This is a genomic window from Apilactobacillus intestinapis (assembly GCF_049166695.1).
Taxonomy (GTDB): Bacteria; Bacillota; Bacilli; order Lactobacillales; family Lactobacillaceae; genus Apilactobacillus; species Apilactobacillus kunkeei_C.
In genome coordinates this window covers 1-23,252 of sequence record NZ_JBMHFD010000002.1, presented here as the reverse complement: position 1 = coordinate 23,252, position 23,252 = coordinate 1, and the positions used below count along the sequence as shown (strand labels likewise).

The window sequence follows — 23,252 nt, the reverse complement described above, 5'->3', positions numbered from 1 at the left end:
TATATCATATGACATAATACCCTCTTTTTGCATTCATCTCGGTTTTCCCATAAAATAATAATTAAGCAACTCAAGGGAGTTAGACAATGGATAAAAAGAAACTACTTAAGAAAATGAAGAAAAATAAAAAAATCATTCATAAGCCTTCATACATCGAAAGAATGAAGAAGTACTATGATTTATTCAATGATTTTTCTGACATTAAATATCTAATCAATAACGTTTTAGAAGCAGACCGTTTATTACAACAAAACCAATTACCACAAGATTTACCGGTATTGCTATTGCCCGACGACATCCAAGACACCATCTTCGCTTACGTGAACGAAAAGTACCCAATGGGCGACCCTAAGGGCGACGCCGTCTGGAACCAATTCGTTGATCAATTACCAAAACTAGATCAAGACTTACGTGAATTCCGTGACTACTTAGAAGAACAATACGGGATGTGGGCATACATCTCCGCCCCATTCACCAATGACATTGCCAAGTTCTTAAATGGCAAAAAAGCCTTGGAAGTGATGGCCGGAAATGGATACATCTCAAAAGGATTACGTGAGAATGGTGCTGATGTCATTTGCACCGATAACCTTGCATGGAAGAAGGAAAACGAAACCGGTAAACATCTAGTTACCGACGTTGAATCATTGGACGCAATCGATGCCTTCAATAAGTACAAGGACGACATTGACTACATCATCATGTGCTGGTCACCTGATGGTATCGATATCGACTGGAAGTTATTATCAGCCATCCGTGAATCTGGTAAGGACATTCCACTAATCACCATTGGTGAAAAATACGGTGCCACAGATTCGAAGCAATTCTGGGCCAATGCTGAATTCGTCGAAAACGATGACGTTAAGAACTTAAACCGTCACCACAAACCATTCGATTTAATCGAAGATCAACTATACTTGGTTAAATAAAAAAAGAGCGTAACTTCAAATGAAGTTACGCTCTTTTTGGCATCTACTAAGTAGACGGATAAGTGGTGTTCACATCACCAACATATCAGACACGCGAATTACGTCCGCATAATGTGTCCCCTTCGAAAATATCGCTTAATCACATCTTGTGAATACAACCGTAGTTGCGCGATCTCCTCGACTCATCGCAACAAGTAGTATAACACATAAGAGTGATTTAGACTATTTTTTCTTGGTAGTCTTTTTAGCAGTTTTCTTCTTAGCAGCTGGCTTTTTCTTGTCTGTCTTTTCGGCAGCTTCTTGTTCAATCTTTTGATTTTCTTCGATTGCAGCAAGTTGGTCATTTGTCCATGCACCCAATTTAGCACTTAAATCAGCGTTGACCGTAAAGTCATCTTGTGATGATAATTCATCAATACGCATCTTTGAACGGTTTACATCAGGTGATTCTACGAACATGTAGACGTTTAGTGGGCAGTTAGTTTCGTCACTCATCATCTTTGAGATATTCTTGATGTATCTGTATGGTAAGTTCACGATATTGTTTTGTAGGTAAAAACTAATGTCTTCACCCTTCACTTGTAGTAATGCAGAAGCCAAACGGCCACTGTTTACTTGTTCTTCCATGAATTCCATCAATGGTTGAAATGCCTTTTCAGCATCCTTCTTCAAGTCTTCCAAAGACACTTCAGCTGAGTAAGTTTCAAAACTTTCAGCAGTAACATCATCGATAAATTTTTGTGCATCCATTTCCATATTATTAAAACACCTATCTTATTTTTTTACGTTCTTTTTAACGATTCTTACGTAGTCGCTTTTAATTTGTTTTGCGGCGATTCGATACCACAATAAGTTCACAATAATTCCTAGCACCGCAAATACTACTGCTAGTACTGAAACACCACTATGGCTTTGGGTCGCAAAGATAAATACAATTCTAATCATCGCTAAAGTATAGATACCCACAACAAATAATAGGAAGTGGTAAGCTAGACGCCACTTAAGTAAACCACCTATAATTAGAAGTAGGTATAATACTGCGGCAACGATAATTGTCTTGATTAGATCTTGGGCATTTTCACCCATTAAAAAATCACATATAATAAACATTACTAGTGATAAGAGACTCCAAAGGCTGATAATCTTTTTATCCATAATGCCCTCCGGTTTAAAATTACTATTTACACCTTATCACAACTCGACTGAATATAGTAACACATTTGACTAAAAGAGGTGAAAAAATGCAAAAATGGGAATATAAACTAACTATTTCCAAACTTAATGAAGAAACATCACTACGTGAATATTTACAAAAGCAATTATTAATCCCTAAGCACCTCATCTTTGCCTTGAGGACCAATGAACGGGTCTTGGTTAACAATAAGTATTTACCCATGAATTTTGCGATTAAGAACGGTGATGAAATCCATCTTACGTTTGTTGAAGATGATTTTTCGTTGCCGGTACAAAATCTAATCCCAGATAGTTCAATTAAACCTGATATCTTATACGAAGATGCAGATCTGTTGGTGGTGAATAAGCCAAGCGGATTCAAGACCCACCCTAATCAACCTGGTGAGACCAACACACTACTAAACTTCTGCGAGGCCTACCTCAATCAAACCAATCAGCATGCATTTATGATTCACCGTTTGGATCAATTCACCTCAGGAGCCATCATTATCGGCAAAAATCCTGCAGTGGTCCCTATCTTGGTTCGACTAATCAAGGATAAGGTCATTCATCGAAACTACCTAGCCTGGACCGATGGCATCATCACTCCACCAACCGGAACCATCGATAAGCCAATTGGCTTTGACCCCAATGATAAACGTAAACGAAAGATTGATGGTATCAAACCTCTTAAAGCTAAAACCGACTACATGGTGCAATCTACCACTGACAACAATTCTTTAGTCGAATTATCGCTGCATACTGGGCGAACTCATCAACTTAGGGTCCATTTAGCATCCATTGGCCACCCGATTGTGGGCGATCCTTTGTATAACCCTAATTCAGATAATGATGATATGTTACTTCATTCTTGGAAGTTAACGTTAGTTAGACCTTATTATATGGATCGAATCGAGATTAAGTCACCACTTCCCGATTCGTTTAAAACATTTATGTAAACAAAAAGAACCGTATCAAAAGATACGGTTCTTTTCTTTATGGTTTGACCATAAGTAAATCAGATAAATTATCTAATTACTTTAATGGTTTCCATTGCCATTCGTTAACTTCTGGTAAGTCAGTACCAACTTCACGGATGTAAGCGTTGTGCTTGTCAACCATGTCGTTCATACGTTGTACGAATGATGCACCCTTAACAGAGTATTCTGGAATGTCGTTTACAACTTCCTTAGCTAGGTCGTAACGATCTAGTTGGTTCAATACACGCATGTCGAATGGTGTAGTGATATCACCGTTTTCACGGTAACCGTGAACGTGAACGTTGTGGTTGTGACGATCGAAGAATACATCCTTAACAAGACCTTCGAATCCGTGGAATGCGAATACAACTGGCTTGTCAGTAGTGAATAGACGGTCAAATTCTTCATCAGTTAAACCACGAGGGTCAACCTTAGGTGAACGTAGTTTCAAGAAGTCAACAACGTTGATGAATCTGATCTTCATTTCTGGGAATTCGTCGTGTAGTAATGAGATAGCAGCTAGTGATTCCCAAGTTGGTTCAGTACCAGCAGCAGCAATAACTACGTCAGGTTCTTGACCTTGGTCAGTTGAAGCCCAGTCGATGTAACCTAAACCATTGTTTACAAGGTTAGTAGCTTCTTCAATTGAGAACCATTGTGGACGTGGGTGTTTTGAAGTAATGATTAAGTTAATCTTTTCTTGGCTGGCGAAAGCAACGTTACCAACAGCTAATAATGTGTTAGCATCAGCTGGTAAGTATTCACGAATGAATTCTGGTTTCTTTTCAGCTAAGTGAGTTAACATACCTGGATCTTGGTGAGTGTAACCATTGTGATCTTGTTGGAATACAGTTGAAGTATCAACAAAGTTCAATGATGGGTACTTCTTTCTCCATGGTTGGTCAGCAGCTTTACGTAACCACTTGAAGTGTTGAGTTAACATTGAGTCAACAACACGACCGAATGATTCGTAAGTTGCGAAGAAACCATGACGACCAGTTAATACGTAACCTTCTAACCAACCTTCAGCTTGGTGTTCTGAAAGTTGTGAATCGATTAAACGACCTGATGGTGATACGTATTGGTCATTTGGTTCCATAATTTCTTCCATCCATTGACGGTTAGTTTCAGCAAACACACCGAATAGACGGTTTGACATTGATTCATCAGGACCAAATGCACGGAAGTTATCTGGGTTAGCCTTCATAACGGCACCTAACCAGTTACTCCATACAGCCATATCTTGGGCTACAGTTTCACCTGGAGTCTTAACGTCAACAGCAAATTCTTTAACGTCTGGTAAGATAAGTGGCTTAGGATCGATACCACCGTTAGTGATAGGGTTAACTGACATTCTTCTGTCACCCTTAGGTGCTAGAGCCTTAATGTCATCCTTGATAGTACCGTCATCGTTAAATAGTTCTTCTGGTTTGTATGACTTCAACCAGTTAACGATTAGGTCAGCGTGTTCCATCTTGTCTGATGAAACATCAACTGGGATTTGGTGAGCACGGAATGAGTTTTCAATTGGGTTGCCGTCTAAGTCAAACTTAGGACCAGTCCAACCCTTTGGAGTTCTAACAACGATTACTGGCCATACTGGTTCAGTAGCAGTGTCAGCAGTTTGGTTTTCACGTGCATTCTTTTGTACGTCTTTAATTTCTTGAACAGCTTCGTCCATAACCTTAGCCATCTTTTCGTGGTAAGCCATGTGATCATCGAAGTCTTGTTCGTTTTCAACGAAGTAAGCTTTCCAGCCCATACCCTTGAAGTAGTCAGTAATTTCTTGGTCTGACATACGTGACATGATAGTTGGGTTAGAAATCTTGAAACCGTTTAAGTTAATGATTGGTAGAACGGCACCATCTTTAACTGGGTTGATAAACTTGTCTGAGAACCAACTTGCAGCTAGAGGACCAGTTTCTAATTCACCATCACCAATTTCAACAGCGGCAATTACATCAGGGTTATCAAAGATAGCACCAACACCGTGGGCTAGTGAGTAACCTAATTCTCCACCTTCATGAATTGAACCTGGAGTTTCAGGGGCAGCATGTGATGCAACTCCACCAGGGAATGAGAATTGTTTGAATAATTTAGCCATACCCTTTTCATCTTGTGAGATGTTTGGGTAAATGTCTGAGTAACTACCATCAATGTATGAGTTAGATACCATAACTTGGCCACCGTGACCTGAACCTTCAATGTAGAACATGTTTAGGTCATACTTGTTAATAACACGGTTTAAATGTGCGTAAATAAAGTTTTGAGATACGATAGTACCCCAGTGACCGATAGGCTTAACTTTAACATCACTTGATGTTAATTCTCTCTTTAATAATGGGTTATCTTTTAGATATAGTTGACCTACTGATAAGTAGTTAGCAGTACGCCAGTATTTATCTAATTCTTCCAAGTATTGCTTGGAATCGAAATCTTGAGCCATTAATTAACACTCCTTTTAAAATAAAAACTATTGAAATTAATAATGGAAAAATCATCAGACTACGCCCGATAATTTTAATTACAATGAATATAATAAAGACTTTTCACAAAAAGTCAACCTTTTTGCAAATTGATACGGTCCAATTTATTCATTACAATTAAACCATTATTACATCGTCATTATTATGAACGATTTTTCGACAATAGTCCAATGATTTTCATAACTTTTTTGTATTAAATTTCTACACCATAACGAAAGTATTGTAACGCAGATATTGATAGTGTAGACGCATGTTTGAGACCTCAAATGGAGTCCCGTCATCTAGGAAGAAAATCCCTTCCATGACACCAACTGGTTCGGTTGGTTTTAAATTAAGTAGTTCTTGATCTTGTTCATTCGATGGACTAGCCAAAATTGATAGGAATGAACGTGTGACACTCTTGTTGATTGTGTCTTCAACATAGTTAAAGATCGACTTTTCAACAATCTCTTGTGTTAGTTCAGGAGCAATCTTAATTGGAATGTATCCTGTTTCTATCATGAACGGTTTGTCATCAAACAAACGAAGTCGTTGAATTTCATACACGAAATCTCCGTCAGCTAAGAATAAGTCTTGTTGAATTTCCTTGCTGGCAGGTACAACCTTGAAACTCAATAGCTTAATCTTTGGAACTTTCCCTTGACTCTTCATACTGTCAGTAATCCCTAGGTTAGAACCTTCGTAATGAAAAATAGTCTTATTCTTCATAAATAGTGGATTAATAAAAGTTCCTGAACCACGTTTTTTGAAAATAATGCCGTCATCAGCTAACACTTTCAACGCCCGTTTCACTGAACTGCGGCTTACGTGGTATGTCTCACTTAATGTTCGCTCGTCGGGCAAGCGCTTGTTAGGAAATTGGTTATCGACTATCTTTTGCTTCAAGTCGGATGACACTCTCCTGTAAACTAAATCAGCCATTTTCTACTCCTTGCGATTAATTTTCTAAAAATCAGTATAACAGATTTATCACGTTAACTTTGCAAAATTAAAATAAATTCTTTGGATGTGGTTTACCCACCATCTCATGTTTAACGTGTTGAACCATATCTGAAATCATCTCTACTACGTGCGGATCGTCGACACCGTATAACACGCTGGTCCCGACTTTTTCCTTACAAACAATTTGATACTTATATAGGATACCTAGTTGTTTTGAAACCACCGGTTGATCGAGCTTAGTCTCCTCACAAATCTGATTAACACTTAATGATTTGTCCGCATCCATTAAGGAAGTAATGATTAAAATTCTGCGTTCATTACTCAATACTTTGTAGATGGCTGCAACCTCTTCAATGATTTTCATTTTATCCTGCATTTAAACATCCCCTAAAACCAAGAAACAATATGGGCAATTAAGCCGCTATCAAACAGTACGTAGATTCCGACACCGATGTAGACCACCTTTGTCATAATCTCACCGTATTTTTCCATCAAATCATTGATTGGTTTGATATTACCAATCCACTTGATAATCAAAATTACCAGAATTGATAAAACGGTTAATACCGCAATCACTTCTAATATTTGAATCGCACTAATAGTAGATAGCACCGGCAAGAACAATGCCAGGTTGCATCCAGCACATACTGATAGGTAAGTAACTAGTGTAATCACGACTGGTGACTTGTGATTCACCTCTTTAGCGTCTTCGTCCTCATCCTTTAAGGCCATGTAGATAGGTAGGATTCCCAGCAAACCTAGTATCCATTCCGGTAGAAAACGGTCTAAAATTTGACCAACACTAAAGCTTAGTATTAGTAGTACCCATAATCCAATTAGATACCCCATCATAACTGAACCTAATTTATGTTTCTTCAACAATAAAAGTAGGATGAAAAAGAAGTCTAGATTTACCCCTAAAAACGTAATTAAAATTAATAACCAATTCATATTATATTCCCCTTTTTAAAATATACCTTTTTAGATATATATCATTTTTGGTATATACTACATTAACGTTAATTGGTTGTCAATTCTATGCTAGAATAATTACCGAGGTGATTTTGAAATGGGAAAAAAGAAGAAAAATAAAGTTCATAAGACATTAGTCGAACAAATTCTTGATAAAAATAACATTTCTTATATCCAACACCAATTCGCAACACACGACGAAAATAACGTCGCTCAACTAGAAGTCGAAGAAGACATGGATCAACATCGTATCTACAAGACATTAGTGCTTGAAGGTAAGGAAACTGGTCCAGTTGTTGGCGTGGTGCCCTTGGATCAACATTTAGACGAAAAGAGACTTGCCAAAGAATCTGGCAACAAGAAGGTCAACATGGTTCCGCTAAAGGACCTATTAAAGACCACTGGGTATGTCCATGGTGCAAACACACCTGTTGGAATCTACGAAAAGTTCCACTACCCTATCTATATTGATAACGAAGCTAAGCGCCAAGGCCAAATTCTGGTATCATCCGGACAAGTTGGTCGCTCCGTTGAACTAGATGCAACTGATTTAGTTAACTTAGTTCACGGTCACTTCGTTGATATCGTAAAGTAATTACGTATCTAATTAGTGAATGCCTTGCCATTCATCCTTAAATTCCCTCACAAAATCGTGCATATATTGACTACGTCTGTCCGCCATTTCTTTGGCAACCGGCGTATTCATTAAATCAGGTAGTTTGAATAACTTTTCATAAAAATGATTAATGACCGTTGTATGCTCACGATATTGACTTTTGTCCATATCATTGCGAGGCATTTGTTCGGGGTCATAGATGGTATCACCAAAGTGACCTCCGAAGTACATAGCTCTGGCAACGCCAATTGCGCCAATTGCATCTAGTCGGTCGGCGTCTTGGACGATCTGCCCATTAATCGATAATTCATAGTGATGTTTTAAATTTGCACTGTAAGACATGTGCGTAATGATATCCATCACTTCATCAATTTGTGCTGAGGTGTAATCCAGTTGTACTAACTTGGATTGCACCTCTTTTTGTTTGTCATATGTATCATCGACTAACTTATCGTCAATCACGTCGTGCAAGTATGCAGCAGTTAAGACAATTAATAAATCAGCATTTTCTGTTTGTTCACTAATTGTCTTGGCCAATGCAACAACTCTTTGAATGTGGGTGTAGTCGTGTCCGGTAGTGTCATCACCCAGTTGTTGTTCGACGTATTGTTTTAACTTATCGATAGTTTCCATGCCAATCCCCCATTTTTCTTATTATTATAATCTAAACAAAAAGCATCCTACAAACGTAGGATGCTTTTTTATTATTCATAAATCATATCTTCAAAGATTTCGTTGGCAATCAAGCGGTTAACAATTGTATCCGCGATTGAACTTAATAGTTGTTCAATTTCTGAATCGTTGTTAGCGACCGACTTACCGTCTGCGATATGGTGTAGCTTTTGAACCAACATTTCAATGAATTCATCATAGGCTTGTTTAGGAAATTGTTGCTTAGTAATTTCGTCAATTCCACGTCTGATGTCCTTAATTGAAAAGACTGGTTTCAATAAACTGATAATTATAATGTCTGCCACATGGACAGTTTGATATTTCTTTTTAACTGGCGCAAATGTCGCCTTGTTTTTTACGTAATTATTAACCATGGACTTAGTTACTGTATCCATCCCTAGTGGTCCAATCGCCTCGTTGACAACGGCCACTAGCTGATCCATGTATAAATCAAACTTGGGAAGTTCTTCCCACTTTGGTAAAGTAACTTCTTTCATTTGGTCCTGCCACTTGGTATATTTGCTGTTCATTAGATCACCTCAATGTCATTATTATATCACATCAAGTAGTTTTATATACTAGCTTAAATGGAGTCATCAAATTTTTCTGGATTAATCTTAATCAAGATTCGACGAACAACTGATGACATTACGATAAACACTGGTACAGCTGTCACAACAACTAGGGCTGCCGGAATGAAGATTGGCATCGTAAATACATCTACCAGTGAGAATACCGATGGGAAGAATAAGAAGATGGCCGCAAATATCACAATTGATGGCACAATGATGGATAACTTGACCTTGTTGAGTGGACGTGATGCTTTAAACAAGGCAATCCAGTAGATGAATCCTGTAACCAAGACACTGATTGTCGCTCTTTGGACAAAGTTAAAGTCAAAGGCCTTTCCAATGTAGATAATCAACACAACGTATCCAACAATCGTCATCGCTGCTGGCAACGCAATGTTGTATATCTTGGTACTAAACTGGTTGGTAACCCTTTGATAGTTAGGTGCTAATGCCAATAGGAATGATGGCAATCCAACCATAAAGGTGTTGATTGGTGTCAATTGAATTGGTTGAAATGGATAGCTGTGAATGCTAAACATAAACAAGATGGTTAATGACAATGAGAACATTGTCTTAATCAAGTATAGCGAAGCCACACTACCGATGTTATTGATAACACGGCGTCCTTCGGCTAGGACATCGATCATTGCCGAGAAGTTTGAATTAATCAAAACGAAGTCGGCAATTCCCTTGGTGCTTTCACTACCGGAAGCCATCGCAATTCCACAGTTGGCTTGTTTCATCGCCAACATATCGTTAACCCCGTCTCCGGTCATCGCAACGGTATTACCGTTTAATTGATATGAACGAATGAGGCGTTTCTTTTGTTGTGGTGTCACACGACCAAAGACCGCGTTGTCCTTTACCAATTCTTGGTAGTCGGCGTCAAACGGAACTTCAGTCATGTCGACAATCTTGTCGCTGTCCTTTAACCCTACTCGTTTGGCAATTGCGCTAACGGTCTTGGGATCGTCACCTGAAATCACCTTCAAACTAACTCCCTGTTCAACGAAATATTGAAGAGTACTCTTAGCGTCCGGTCTAATTTCATCACTGATTAGGATTAAACCTAGTAATTGGGCATCATCTAAATCCTCAGTTAAGTCCTTGTGACTTTGTAGCAATGCCAAGACACGGTATCCTTGGTTGGCATAATCGCTAATGGTGTCTGAGACTTCTTTACTCATGTTTTCGATAATGAACTGAGGAGCACCCATGATGAAGTTACCTTCATCGGTGTCGACCCCACTCCACTTCTTGTCAGAAGAAAATGGAAAACTCTTTACGACATTCACGTTAGGATTTGCGATTGCTTGTTTGATAGCTGAAGATGTTTCGTTATCGTCTTCAAACGCATATACCAAGCTACCTAAGACGTGCTTTAATTCATCCTTGGAGTGATTGTTGAAAGGCAATACATCTTCAAACTTTAGTTTTCCAGAAGTAATGGTCCCAGTCTTATCCAAACAGATGGTATCAACACGCGCCAAAGTTTCAATCGCTGGTAGTTCACGCACTAAGACCTTGTGGCGTGCCAACTTAGCAGCTGAAACCGCCAATGTCACTGATGACAATAGAACAAGCCCTTCCGGAATCATTCCAATCATCGCAGCAACGGTTCCTAGCATCGCTTGGTCGATGTCATCCCCACGCATAATCTTGGTGTACAACAACAATGCACCAAGTGGCACAATCACAAAGGTTAACCACTTAATAATCTTGTTGATGGTCTTTAACATCTTGCTATCGGAATCCTTCTTGGTACGACTAACTTCGAATTCCATTCTATTAACGAATGTATCCTCACCAACTTCGGTCGCCACAATTCTAGCACTACCGCTTAAAACGACACTACCGGATGTAACTGAATCACCGTGATTCTTTTCAATCGAATTGGTTTCACCAGTGATTTGAGATTCGTCGACTTGAAGAGAATCTGATGTTAAGACCTTCCCATCGATTGGAATTTGGTCCCCGTGTCCGATTAATAAGACGTCCCCCAAGACGATGTGGTCATCTTCGACTTCTTTGATTTGGCCGTCGCGCACGACTCTAATCAATCCTTGAGATAAAATGGCCATCTTATCTAGTTGGCGTTTGGATCTGATTTCTTGGATACTTCCGATGATGGTGTTAGAAACTGCAATCACTAAGAACAATAGATTTTTGTAGTCGCCGGTATAGAAAACCATTGCCGCCAAAACGATATTGATAAAGTTAAATAATGTGAATGCATTTCCCTGTAAAATTTGTGGAATGGTCTTGGTAAACCCCTTCCGTTTGGTGTTATGCAAGCCTTGATCATATAGACGTTTGGCTTGTTTGGTAGTCAGTCCCTTTTGACTGTCAATTCGTGATTGCAAAAAGACACCCCTAACATGTAAAAAATTTGATTTATCTTGTTTTTATGGACTATCATTAATCGTGGTACTTAAATAATCAAAGGAGGCCATTGTTATGCCTAACTCAATTAAAGATACCGTCAAGCTAAGAGATGGAAACCAAATGCCTGTAGAAGGCTTTGGAACCTACAAACTAGCTGATCAAGATAGTATGGATGCAGCAATTAAGTCCGCATATGAAGCTGGATATCGATTATTCGATACTGCACAATTCTATAATAATGAAGAACTACTAGGTAATTCAATTAAAAAGCTACAAATTAACAGAAATGAAATATTTATTACCACTAAAATCCCAGAACCAAAGCAAGGTTACCAATCAACTTTAGACGCGATTGATGAATCACTTACCAAACTACAAACTGACTACATCGACTTATTACTAGTTCACTGGCCAGTTCGTTCACACTTCTTTGAAACTTGGCGTGCATTCGAAGACGCCAAGAAAGCCGGTAAGGTCAAGTCAATTGGGGTAAGTAACTACCACCAAACTCACTTGGATTTACTAAAGACAAAGGCTACCGAAATGCCAGTCGTAAACCAAATCGAAGTTCACCCTTACCTAAGCCAAAAATCAATGCTAAAGGCAAACGAAGACGAAGGAATCGTTACCCAAGCATGGAGTCCAATGGGTCGTGGTGCTACGCTAAACGATGACACCATCCAAGAAATCGCTAGAGCACATGGCAAGTCCAGTGCTCAAATCATCTTGAGATGGCACTTACAAAACGGTGTAACAATCATTCCTAAGTCCAGTACTCCACAAAGAGTTGCTGAAAATGCTGACTTGTATGATTTTGAATTATCAGACCATGAAATGAAGTTAATTGACGACTTAAATCAAGACTTCCGTACTGGTGACGATCCAGAAGTAGTTTACGAAATCGAACACCAATACCCTCGTCACAAGTAAAAAATCAGCAAGTAATTATACACTTAGTACAATTACTTGCTAACAATACATATTAAGGAGTTTTGGTTATGGGTTATATAATTGTCGCTTTGCTAGCAATGGGAATTTTTCTCGGATTCGGTTACATGATTGTCTACGGTTGTCTATTCATCATTTGGCTAATCAGCTTGTTCTTCGATCGTGATGAACGCAGAAGAGCAAATGAAGAAACAAAAAGAAGCACCGAAAGATTTCGTCAAATGACTGAACAAATCCGAGTTCAAAACGAAGAAATGCGTCAAAGAACAGAACAACTAAAGGCAGAAAATCAACGCAAGCGAGAGGAAATTGCCCGCAGTCAAAATAAAAATCAATAACCAACACATACACAAAAAAGACGCCCAAATGGCGCCTTTTTTCTTTGCATTTAACTCCCCTTGATACGAACATTTTTTTGTAGTTCCTTGAAAAAAGTTCAAATTTTATTGTTGACAGTCAAATTTTTTTGGTCTATTCTTAAAAGCAACTTGAAAGTAGTAATTCAAATCGACATGTTAAGCGAGTATCTGATTTAGTGAAACGAGATACCTTGTCCTTGAATGAAGGCAGTCAAGATTTATCAATTGAATCGAAATCTTAATGCGCATTAAGAACCAGAGGTATCAAGTGTGAACTTGATATAAAACTAAGGTGGAACAGTGTTACGACGCCCTTGTACGAAAGTACAAGGGCGTTTTTTATTTACCAAAAAGGAGAATGAATTATGTACGATTTTTCAAAAGAAGATCCAGAAATTTTCAAAGCGATTGAACACGAAAACGATCGCCAAGATAACGTAATTGAATTAATTGCATCAGAAAACATTGCATCCAAGGCTGTTTGCGCGGCTCAAGGTTCTGTATTAACTAATAAATACGCAGTAGGATATCCCGGAAAACGTGTCTACACCGGGAACGAAGCAATCGATGAAATCGACAAGATTGCCAAGAAACGTGCGGAAGAATTATTCCATGCAGAATATGCAAATGTTCACCCTCACTCAGGAAGCCAAGCTAACCAAGCTGTCTATGCTGCCTTCTTACAACCAGGCGATAGAATTCTTGCAATGAGCGAACATGCTGGTGGTCATTTCACTCACGGTCAAAAACATAACTTCTCCGGTCAACTTTACGAATCACATTTCTATGGCGTTGACCCTAAAACAGAATTACTAGATTTTGAAAACATTCGCCAAATTGCTCTAGAAGTAAAACCAAAACTAATCATTGCTGGTGCATCAGCATACAGTCACATCATTTATTGGGACGAATTTAGAAAGATTGCTGATGAAGTCGGTGCCATCCTAATGGTCGACATGGCCCACATTGCCGGTCTAGTCGCTGCCGGTGTTCACCCTAATCCAGTTGAAGTTGCCGACGTGGTCACTACCACTACCCACAAGACATTACGTGGACCACGTGGTGGTATGATCCTAGCCAAAGCCAAGTATTCAGATAAGTTAGACTACGCAGTCTTTCCTATCTCACAAAGCGGTGCTTTGGAACATGTTATTGCTGCTAAGGCGGTTGCATTAGGTGAAGCATTAAAACCAGAATTTCATTACTACGCCAAAAACGTAGTCAAAAACGCTAAGGCCATGGCTAAGGTTTTCAACCAAGACGAAAAGATTCGTGTTGTATCAGGTGATACCGAAAACCATGAAATGACATTGGACTTAAATGCTGTTGGTTTAACCGGTGATCAAGCAGCCGAACTACTTTACTCAGTTGGTATCGCTACTAATAAAGAACTACTACCACTAGAAGATGGTGATACTATGGAAGGAATCCGTATCGGTACCCCTACCATCACCAGCCGTAACTTCAATGAAGAAGAAGCTGCTAAGGTAGCAACCATCATTGTGGATGTCTTAAACCACCCTGGTCATCAAAACATCTTAGACGATGCGAAGCAACAAGTGCATGACCTAGTCGTTAAACATCCCGTTACCAGATAAATATGTAAAATAAAAAAGACCTTCTTGAGAGAGCGCGGTCTTTTTTGAGAGAGATAAGAAAATATAAATTTATTAACGAGATGAGAGGTCTCATTAACATAATAAATATGAGTTAACTGATCGCCTTTATGCGAACAACTGTTCTTATTATATATGACGATCTAAAAAAACACAAGAATTAATATAAAATAAAAACGAACCATAAGCAAGGGTATATAACATATTTATATAATTTTTAATTAGATATTAATTATTTACAAATATACCTCTCTTTTAAATCCAATCTAATATAACCCTAGAATAACGGTAAATCGTTGATATCATCGATGATTTGATCACTATACTGTTCAATGCCACCGTTTTCTAATTTAACATCTTCATCGGAAAGCAAATCAGAATCAATCCACCATGATTTTAGTTTATCGATATCGTGTGGCTGAATTTTTTGTTCGTTATACTTCACTGTTTGTTCGAAGGAATCGTTAAAGTAATAAACTAATTGTTGACTACCGAAGTCCTCAATTAATCCGTTTAGCATTTCGCCATAAGTATCCTTGGATAATACCCCATCTAGGATGACATAATGGAAATGCTTTTTACCATAGTTAATCAACTTTTGAATCATTTGAATTTGCGTATCGGCATGTTCTTCAGTGATATCTTGTTGAACCAACATTACGTCGGTGGTTCCTAATCTTTCTTGTAGAGATGAGGCGACGCTGGTCTTACCAGTCGCCGCGTTTCCCCTAAGCACAATTAATACGGGATCCATATTTTCCTCATTTTCCTCCGTTTTCAATAATTAATGTATCTATTATAAACTTTTTTCTACTATAATATAGGTGTTTAAAATAATTTGTACTTTCAAAGGAGCTGTTTATTATCAAACGTCTTAATAAAGAAAATATCTCTTTGGTTTTATTTTTCATATTTATTTTAGTACTATTTGCCAGTAACGATTATGAATATTTTTCACTTTTGATTCCAGCAATCATAATATTTATGAATAACAAGAAAACAATTTACAAATCTTTGTTTGGAAATATTAAACCGCTATATATGTCAATTTTGTTTATAGTATTGATTGTTTTATTAATTATTTATAAGTACTTGATAAACAAATAAAGAATAATATTCAAAATAATATTAATAAAAGCAGCAGGCATTTCGCCTACTGCTTTTATTTATTTTCATATTCAGCTAAAACTTTTTTCCATTCAGCTACGTGTTCTGGTGTATCGGGCTTTGGCATTAACATGTAGTTAAACTTGATATCTTCAATATCATCAGTTGAAGTTACTTGTTCAACAAGTGGACGTAACTTCCAACCTAACATAGGATTAATCATTTTTGATGTATCCATGAAAACATCCCCCTTTGCTTTTGTCACCATTATATACGTGAACACATGAAAGGAAAAATATTAAGCATTTTTATTAATGATTGGTAATAATCGTTTGGCAACAAACGCAGCAATAACTGCCTTGATAATGTCTCCCGGAATAAATACCATGTTAGCAAGTAATGATTGTTTCAATGTGATGTGCATTTGCACACTGATCCATACAATCGCAATTGTGTATGAAATAATGATACTTACTATAATAGTAGAAATTAAAACATTCCAGAAACTATTCTTATCAATAACCCTGCTAAGTAGTTGGTTAAATAGAGCCATTAACGAAGGCATTAATAGCCATGATAATAAGTATCCACCGGATGGTCCGATGAAAATAACGGCACCACCGTGACCTCCAGTTAAAACAGGTAAACCAACAGCAACCATCACCATTAGAATAGCGACAGAAATGGTCCCCTTCTTACCACCTAATAGTAAGCCGGCTAACATGATTCCAAAATTTTGTAGCACGATTGGCACCGGAATAATTGCAACTGGAATCGCTGGTACAAATGCCAGTGCGATAATTAGCGCTGTCATCAGCGCGATTTGTGTAACGTCTCTCGTTTTCATATCTCTCTCCTTATTGTTAACCATTTATTTATAACAAGTTAACAATTAAATATAATATCTATTGTTAACCAAAATGTCAAATTAAGTTGTTAATAAAAGAATACAAAAAAAGACACTATCGTTTGATAGTGTCTTTTTTAGATTACTTAGTTAACTTACGAACAGCTTTTCTTAGTTGGGCACGTTTAGCGATTAAGCTACGTCTGTGCTTCTTAGTTAAGTGTTTTTTCTTTAACTGTTTGCTGATTTTAGCAATTGCCTTTTTGTCGGCTTTTACTTTTTTAGCAGCACGTTTTGTTAACTTCTTTTGGTGCTTCTTAGCTTTTTTAGCAGCTTTTTTTGATTTCTTAGATGACTTCTTTGAAACTTTTTTTGACTTCTTAGTTGTCTTTTTGCTCTTCTTTGAAGACTTCTTAACGTGTTTCTTAACAGTCTTTTTAGCAACTCTCTTCTTAGCAGGCTTTACGTAGTTCTTCTTAATTTCTTTACGAAGAGCTGCTGCTTGCTTGTGAAGACGTTTTCTAGTCTTCTTAGAAATCTTCTTGCTGTGTAACTTCTTGTTGATCTTAGCAAGTTTCTTCTTGTCACGGCTTACGATGGCGCGCTTAATCTTGTTCTTTAGTGCGTGAATCTTCTTTAATAGCGCCTTCTTAGCACGTTTAGTCATCTTCTTGTGCTTTAGCTTCTTGTTTAGCTTAGCAAGTGACTTCTTTGATTTCTTAATTGAAACTTTCTTAGCCTTAGGAGCCTTCTTGGCAGGTTTCTTACCTGGCTTCTTAGGTTGACCAGCATTGTTCTTGGTTGATGGGTTAACCGCAGGTTGATCAGGTTTTACATCAGGTGTAAGAGTTGAATCATTGCCCTTGTCACCATCAATCTTAGTAGATGAAGCAGTATTGTCATCGTTGTTCTTTTGATTGTCTGATGGTTTCTTGTCATCGTTAGCCTTTTGGTCATCTGATGGCTTCTTGTCATCATTGGCCTTTGAATTATCTGATGGCTTCTTGTCATCATTGCCCTTTTGGTCGTCTGATGGCTTCTTGTCATCATTGGCTTTTTGGTCATCTGATGGCTTCTTGTCATCATTGGCCTTTTGGTCATCTGATGGTTTCTTGTCATCGTTAGCTTTTTGGTCATCTGATGGTTTCTTGTCATCATTGGCCTTTTGATCTTCTGATGGCTTCTTGTCATCGTTGGCCTTTGAATCGTCTGATGGCTTCTTGTCATCGTTAGCTTTTTGGTCATCTGATGGCTTCTTGTCATCATTGGCTTTTTGGTCATCTGATGGCTTCTTGTCATCGTTGGCCTTTGAATCGTCTGATGGCTTCTTGTCATCGTTGGTCTTTTGGTCATCTGATGGCTTCTTGTCATCGTTGGCCTTTGAATCATCTGATGGTTTCTTGTCATCATTGTTCTTTTGGTCATCTGATGGCTTCTTGTCATCGTTGGCCTTTGAATCGTCTGATGGCTTCTTGTCATCGTTGGCCTTTGAAGCATCTGATGGCTTCTTGTCATCGTTGGCCTTTTGGTCATCTGATGGCTTTTTGTCATCGTTTGCCTTTGAATCATCTGATGGTTGGTTGTTCATTGCATCTTCAAGTAATGCTTGAGCATAGTCAGCCTTTAATTGATTAATTTGCTTAGTTAAATCACTAAAGTCAGTTGTAGTGGTGTAATTTTGGTTAGCATCATCATTCTTAAGTGTATCGGCGTATCCATATAATTGTGATAAATCATCGCTTAATTCCTTTGATGAAATAACTTTATCAGCATCCATCTTATCCAAAATAGCTAACTTATCTTTCATTGAGTTAACATTTGCTAACTTAGTTTCAAGATTCTTAACAATGTTTTGAATTACTGGTGACTTCTTAATGTTTTCAATCAAGTATTTGTTGAATTGTTTTTCGTAACCACTTGGAATTCCAGTTAATGGACGTTCTTGGTAATCATCAGAATCGTCATCTGAAGCTGTCATTCTTAATGATAATTTCTTACCATCATTTGAATTATCTTTAGCGGATTGTTGTTCATTAAGCTTCTTATCAAATTCTGACATACCTTGATCAAATTTGGCATCTTCTTCTGCTGCTAATTTATCTAATTCATTTTCAACAGCATCGCCAAATGTGTCGTGGTATGCCTTGATGTCGTTATCAACGTCAGAAGCACCAGTTAAGTCAATTTTGGCATCATTAGATACCTTATCATTCATTGATTTAACAATGTTTTGAACATTTTGTACTGCCTTAGCATCGCTTAATCCGGCCTTCTTCAAACCAGCAAGTGCGTCTGATAAAGCATCGTAATTATGCTTGCTATCATTGCTCTTGAATTCATCAACACTACTAATTAGAGCATCTAATTCATCATTAACGTTGCTTTGTGCATCTTTTTTCATTTCACTGTTGTGTGATTTGTTATTAGCATCAGCTTGTGAAACTAAATCGTTCAATGCTTTTAGACCATTGCTAATTGAGCTTTGGTTATCATCAATAACACTATTGTCGTTTCTGCTTGAGTTGTTACTCAAATTAATAACTGTGTTGTTTAGTGAATCCAATGCATTGTTGATACCATTAGCATTCATTACCGCAAATACATCAGTATTATTTGATTTAGCAGCAGTTAGTTTTTGTAATAAGTCATTTAAAGCATTTGCAATCTTAGTTTGGTTTTGCTTATCGTTATCAACTTTAATAGTGTTATTGTCACTGATAGCGCCATAGAAAGCATCATCAATTGATGATGTAGCATTACTAATTCTTCGTACAAATGAATCAATTCGCTTGTCAGCCTTCTTACTATGACCCTTGTAGTTATTTAATGTGCTTTCAAAGTTAGCTGTTTGCTTACCAATAGCAATTAAACCGTCTTGAACATCATTCTTGTTATCGATCTTGAATCCTTTGACCGCCTTACTTAGCGCCTTTAGATGTTTGTCAATCAATTTAACGTGTGACTTGCTCATGTGTGATGTGTTCTTGTCATTTTCCTTAGCAACTTTGGCAATTTCCTTACCTAGTTCGCTAACTTTAGCATTAATATCACTTAATTGTCCCTTGCTTAGAGCACTGTAGTCTTTTTGGTTTGAGCGTTTAACTTCATTAAATACGTTAACTAAATTAGCAGCGGAATCATTAATAGATTTAACATCACCGTCAATTAACAATGAATCATTCTTACTGTTTACATTATTTGATTTAGCTTGAGCATCAATTAGTGCGTTCAATCCATCATTGATGTCATCAACGTTAGATGCGTAAATCTTGGCATCGTTTTTTTCATTAATTTCTTTGGATGTTTGAATGTCTTGATCAAATATACGCTTTAGACGATCCAAATTATCATTAATATCTTGGATTAATGCATCGTTCATCTTAGCTTGGTTGGCATCATTTTGTTCTTGATATTTTTGAACGGCATCTGCCAATGCATTTACTGAATTATTTAGCTCATCCATTTGGTCATTCATTTCGTCTTGAAGATCAGCGTTTACAACACCATTAATGGTTTCTTTTGTTTTCTTTTCAGCATCTTTAAGTGCATTGTTTAATTCATCTAACTTGTCTTTAAAGTTATCTAAACTAACTTGAGCAAGAGTGTCGTTAGTGTCGTCTTCGGCCTTCTTTAGCGCATTGCTCAATTCATCTAAATTGTCCTTAAAGTCATCTAGACTTACTTGAGCTGCTGTTTCGTTAGTTCTATCTTCAGCCTTCTTTAGTGCATTACTTAGTTCATCTAATTTGTCTTTGAAATCGTCTAAACTAACTTGAGCTACTGTGTCGTTAGTTCTATCTTCGGCCTTCTTTAGCGCATTGCTTAATTCATCTAGTTTGTCCTTAAAGTCATCTAGACTAACTTGAGCTATTGTGCCATTGGTATTGTCTTCAGCTTTTTTTAGTCCATCGCTTAATTCGCTTAGTTTATCTTTGAAGTCATCTAGACTTACTTTAGCAATGGTGCCGTTAGTGTTATCTTCAGCCTTTTTAAGAGCATCATTTAATTCGTTAAGTGTATCTTGAAAGTCCTTCAAGCTACTTTCAGCAACTGTGCCATTAGTGTTATCTTCAGCCTTCTTAAGTTCATTACTTAATTCATCTAGCTTATCCTTAAAGTCGTCAAAGCTAACATTTGCCATTGTGTCATTTGTTTGCTTTTCAGCATCCTTAATAGCTTCCTTAATAGTGTTAACTTGATCATTAATTACTTTAACATCTGTACCAACAGCTACAAATTGTGCTTCATCGATAACATGGTTCAAAACTTCTAAATGGTTATTAATGGATTCGCTCAAAGCGCTGATTTCCGCTTTGTCGTAACCCTTATCAGTAAATTCCTTTTGAACACGTCCAGCAGCTTCAATTGCCTTATCAAGATTATCAAGGTATCCATCGATATCTTGTTCTTCTGAATCGATAATTTTTACTGCTTCTTTGTTGTTATTTGCTTGTGCCTTCTTAACTGCATTGTTAATAGAATCATTTAATTGGTTTAAATCATCATCAATTGAATTTTTCAATTCATTGTATACAGCATCGTCTTTGGCATCGTTTAGCATCTTAGCTGCTTCATCAAGTGACTTAGAAATGTATTCCAAATAATTCAAATTCTTATCAAAATTATCTGTTGACTGTTCGAATGTCACAGAATCCTTAGCTGCTTGAATTTCCTTAGCAAATTCATCTTGTGTTTCTGGATCATAGTTGATAGCTTGGGCTAAGTCATTAATAAAGTCACCCTTAACATAACTTAATGTTCCATTGTAGTAATTTGATAGTTCTGATTGGATTTTGGCCGCTGCACCAATAATATCCTTAGATGACTTATTCACATCATCCTTCTTTGAACCATGATTACTGTTATTTACTGCTGCTTTCGCATAATCATTTGAAGCATATGACATTACCATAACCGAAAGTGGAATAATTGCTAATGCCATATTTTTGAACCGTTTGTTCATTTTGAAAAAATCCTCCCTAAAATATAAATGAAAATAATACGAATATTTTCATACTAGCATTTTCTTTTTTAAAAAAATTAAGTATGTTAAATGTTTTATTATCTTTTAATAATGATTAATTTATAATTAATACAAATAAGAGCATCCCCTAATTTTTCTCTTAATTAATAACGTTAAAATTATCAAGATATAACTATTTATATTTTTAGCGGCAAAAATGAGAATAAAAAAATAACCGGCTTCATACCGGTTATCAATTCATATTAGCATTTATTTTTTCATAATCATTCCGTAATTCACGAAAGTTATTAGAATACTTGTTTAGCAATATTGAACGCTGACCACGCTTTGGGCCAACCGACATAAAAGGATAAATGTGTGATCATTTCTGCAATTTCATCCTCAGTAATTCCATTTTGTTTTCCCATCTTAAGATGAGCTTCCAATTGTTCAAAGTTACCAGCAGCAATTAAGCTACTGATGGTAATCATGCTTCGTTGTTTTAAAGATAACTGTGATTCTCTGCTCCACACCTGGCCGAATAAAACATCATCGTTAATTTCAGCAAACTTAGGAGCAAATTCACCTAGATTATCTCTTCCTGCTGTTTGTTTCTTCATATTAATCACGCTTTCCTTCATTATTAGCTTGGCTGTATTGTTCATCACTGACAGCTTCTAACCATTCCGGAGTCCCAGCGGTGATTGCGACATGTGAGAACCAACTGTCGGCAGTTGCTCCGTGCCAGTGTTTGACACCATCATGAGTGACTACGACATCCCCAGGTTGTAATAATCTAGCTGGTTTGCCTTCTTCTTGGTATAAACCCTTTCCTCCGATCACCAATAGTAGTTGGTATCCATCATGATGAATATGCCAATTGTTACGACATCCTGGTTCAAAGGTCACGTTTCCCACACCAACGTTGACTTCTTCTTCCGGACTAATCAATCCTTGTAAGTAGCTTTGACCAGTGAAGTATTGTGCGTATGCATCGTTCTTAGGTCCGCGATTAAAAATAATTCCGTTCTTTACTTCTTCGTTCATTAGCGATAACTCCTATCTAAATCGTTTAAGATATTCTTCGAAGCTTTCGTCGACCTTATGATTTAGTTTGCCGTCATACCAATCAATCTTATGAGATAAGATATTTAGATGGGACTTGCGTTCATTAATTTCAGCCAAACTTCTCTTTCTGACTGATTGCAGTAATCGCTTTCGTTGGTCAATGGTGGAATCACCCTGTTTACGCAACTCGACATATTCCTGAATCTCAGTCATTAACATACCTGTTCCCTTAAGATGCAATATGAATCCAATCCACTTTACGTCCTGATCATCGTAATAGCGACGATCGTTTTCATCACGCTTAGGGATAATTAACTTTTGTTTCTCATAGTATCTCAATGTGTATGTGGTCAAACCGACTTTGTTGGCAAAGTCACCAATGCTGTATTTACTCATAAAAAAGGTCCTTTCTACTAACTTCAAGAATAAATGTACTATTTAGAGTTAACTCTAAGTCAAGTATATAAAAAAAGAATCATCATTTCGATGATTGAACTGAACCCCTTGAGTTGGAGAAATCTAACTTAAGGGGTTCTTTTATGTTTTCTAAAGAATTAAAATTAGCTGCCATTAAAGATTATTATAATGGTTTAGGATTTACAAAAATCACTAATAAA

The 23,252-nt window shown here is 37.2% G+C and carries 22 protein-coding genes; 6 read left to right on the top strand and 16 right to left on the bottom strand.

Annotated features, from left to right (window positions below; translation table 11 throughout):
* Positions 1 to 86: 86 nt before the first annotated feature.
* Positions 87 to 929: a class I SAM-dependent methyltransferase gene (locus ACOMA7_RS02350; RefSeq protein ID WP_421391692.1), complete on the top strand. Its 843-nt coding sequence runs from the start codon at positions 87 to 89 to the stop codon at positions 927 to 929.
* Positions 930 to 1,151: 222 nt separating this feature from the next.
* Here ACOMA7_RS02350 and ACOMA7_RS02345 read toward each other — a convergent pair whose 3' ends face one another.
* Together ACOMA7_RS02345 and ACOMA7_RS02340 are read right to left on the bottom strand one after the other, a co-directional pair.
* Positions 1,152 to 1,685, bottom strand: coding sequence for a hypothetical protein (locus ACOMA7_RS02345; protein WP_421391690.1), 534 nt, complete (start codon positions 1,683 to 1,685; stop codon positions 1,152 to 1,154).
* An 18-nt stretch (positions 1,686 to 1,703) separates the two neighbouring features.
* Positions 1,704 to 2,084, bottom strand: coding sequence for a hypothetical protein (locus tag ACOMA7_RS02340; RefSeq protein WP_053791403.1), 381 nt, complete (start codon positions 2,082 to 2,084; stop codon positions 1,704 to 1,706).
* 86 nt (positions 2,085 to 2,170) lie between these two features.
* Here ACOMA7_RS02340 and ACOMA7_RS02335 point away from each other — a divergent pair, with 86 nt between their 5' ends.
* Entirely contained in the window at positions 2,171 to 3,061 is an 891-nt protein-coding gene (locus ACOMA7_RS02335) for an RluA family pseudouridine synthase (protein ID WP_421391686.1), read from the top strand.
* Positions 3,062 to 3,137: 76 nt separating this feature from the next.
* Here the strand turns inward: ACOMA7_RS02335 and ACOMA7_RS02330 are convergent, their stop codons facing one another.
* The 4 genes from ACOMA7_RS02330 to ACOMA7_RS02315 all read right to left on the bottom strand — a co-directional run bounded on the left by ACOMA7_RS02330 (position 3,138) and on the right by ACOMA7_RS02315 (position 7,461).
* Positions 3,138 to 5,528, bottom strand: coding sequence for a phosphoketolase family protein (locus ACOMA7_RS02330; RefSeq protein WP_301945915.1), 2,391 nt, complete (start codon positions 5,526 to 5,528; stop codon positions 3,138 to 3,140).
* A gap of 241 nt (positions 5,529 to 5,769) precedes the next feature.
* Entirely contained in the window at positions 5,770 to 6,489 is a 720-nt protein-coding gene (locus tag ACOMA7_RS02325) for a GntR family transcriptional regulator (protein WP_053796204.1), read from the bottom strand.
* Between the two features lie 67 nt (positions 6,490 to 6,556).
* Entirely contained in the window at positions 6,557 to 6,886 is a 330-nt protein-coding gene (locus ACOMA7_RS02320; RefSeq protein ID WP_421391682.1) for an ArsR/SmtB family transcription factor, read from the bottom strand.
* A gap of 11 nt (positions 6,887 to 6,897) precedes the next feature.
* Positions 6,898 to 7,461, bottom strand: a complete 564-nt coding sequence (locus ACOMA7_RS02315) for a cadmium resistance transporter (protein ID WP_301945917.1) — start codon at positions 7,459 to 7,461, stop codon at positions 6,898 to 6,900.
* A 118-nt stretch (positions 7,462 to 7,579) separates the two neighbouring features.
* Between ACOMA7_RS02315 and ACOMA7_RS02310 the strand changes: the two genes are divergently transcribed.
* Positions 7,580 to 8,077 (top strand): aminoacyl-tRNA deacylase, encoded by a 498-nt coding sequence (locus ACOMA7_RS02310; RefSeq protein ID WP_034530987.1) that lies wholly within the window; start codon positions 7,580 to 7,582, stop codon positions 8,075 to 8,077.
* Positions 8,078 to 8,089: 12 nt separating this feature from the next.
* Here ACOMA7_RS02310 and ACOMA7_RS02305 read toward each other — a convergent pair whose 3' ends face one another.
* The 3 genes from ACOMA7_RS02305 to ACOMA7_RS02295 all read right to left on the bottom strand — a co-directional run bounded on the left by ACOMA7_RS02305 (position 8,090) and on the right by ACOMA7_RS02295 (position 11,705).
* A complete protein-coding gene (locus ACOMA7_RS02305; protein ID WP_421391679.1) occupies positions 8,090 to 8,731 on the bottom strand; it encodes an HD domain-containing protein in 642 nt (213 codons plus the stop codon).
* A gap of 71 nt (positions 8,732 to 8,802) precedes the next feature.
* Entirely contained in the window at positions 8,803 to 9,300 is a 498-nt protein-coding gene (locus ACOMA7_RS02300) for a DUF1836 domain-containing protein (protein WP_034530989.1), read from the bottom strand.
* 53 nt (positions 9,301 to 9,353) lie between these two features.
* The gene (locus ACOMA7_RS02295) at positions 9,354 to 11,705 is read right to left on the bottom strand and encodes an HAD-IC family P-type ATPase (protein WP_054607822.1); all 2,352 of its coding nucleotides are present in this window, start codon (positions 11,703 to 11,705) and stop codon (positions 9,354 to 9,356) included.
* Positions 11,706 to 11,799: 94 nt separating this feature from the next.
* Here ACOMA7_RS02295 and ACOMA7_RS02290 point away from each other — a divergent pair, with 94 nt between their 5' ends.
* From ACOMA7_RS02290 to ACOMA7_RS02280, 3 genes are all read left to right on the top strand, one after another.
* Entirely contained in the window at positions 11,800 to 12,657 is an 858-nt protein-coding gene (locus ACOMA7_RS02290) for an aldo/keto reductase (RefSeq protein ID WP_421391675.1), read from the top strand.
* 68 nt (positions 12,658 to 12,725) lie between these two features.
* Positions 12,726 to 13,013, top strand: a complete 288-nt coding sequence (locus ACOMA7_RS02285) for a hypothetical protein (protein ID WP_054607820.1) — start codon at positions 12,726 to 12,728, stop codon at positions 13,011 to 13,013.
* A 386-nt stretch (positions 13,014 to 13,399) separates the two neighbouring features.
* Complete coding sequence (locus ACOMA7_RS02280; protein WP_421391673.1) at positions 13,400 to 14,632, top strand: serine hydroxymethyltransferase; 1,233 nt, start codon at positions 13,400 to 13,402, stop codon at positions 14,630 to 14,632.
* Between the two features lie 295 nt (positions 14,633 to 14,927).
* Here the strand turns inward: ACOMA7_RS02280 and ACOMA7_RS02275 are convergent, their stop codons facing one another.
* The 7 genes from ACOMA7_RS02275 to ACOMA7_RS02245 form a co-directional block, all read right to left on the bottom strand.
* Positions 14,928 to 15,404, bottom strand: coding sequence for a P-loop NTPase family protein (locus ACOMA7_RS02275; RefSeq protein WP_301945923.1), 477 nt, complete (start codon positions 15,402 to 15,404; stop codon positions 14,928 to 14,930).
* Between the two features lie 408 nt (positions 15,405 to 15,812).
* Entirely contained in the window at positions 15,813 to 15,995 is a 183-nt protein-coding gene (locus ACOMA7_RS02270; RefSeq protein WP_034530997.1) for a hypothetical protein, read from the bottom strand.
* Between the two features lie 60 nt (positions 15,996 to 16,055).
* Complete coding sequence (locus ACOMA7_RS02265) at positions 16,056 to 16,604, bottom strand: biotin transporter BioY (RefSeq protein ID WP_301945924.1); 549 nt, start codon at positions 16,602 to 16,604, stop codon at positions 16,056 to 16,058.
* Positions 16,605 to 16,746: 142 nt separating this feature from the next.
* Entirely contained in the window at positions 16,747 to 21,567 is a 4,821-nt protein-coding gene (locus tag ACOMA7_RS02260; RefSeq protein ID WP_421391669.1) for a hypothetical protein, read from the bottom strand.
* A gap of 308 nt (positions 21,568 to 21,875) precedes the next feature.
* A complete protein-coding gene (locus ACOMA7_RS02255) occupies positions 21,876 to 22,187 on the bottom strand; it encodes a carboxymuconolactone decarboxylase family protein (protein ID WP_054607815.1) in 312 nt (103 codons plus the stop codon).
* Between the two features lies 1 nt (position 22,188).
* Entirely contained in the window at positions 22,189 to 22,614 is a 426-nt protein-coding gene (locus ACOMA7_RS02250) for a cupin domain-containing protein (protein WP_421391666.1), read from the bottom strand.
* Between the two features lie 12 nt (positions 22,615 to 22,626).
* A complete protein-coding gene (locus tag ACOMA7_RS02245; RefSeq protein WP_414827286.1) occupies positions 22,627 to 23,031 on the bottom strand; it encodes a MerR family transcriptional regulator in 405 nt (134 codons plus the stop codon).
* Positions 23,032 to 23,252: the final 221 nt, after the last annotated feature.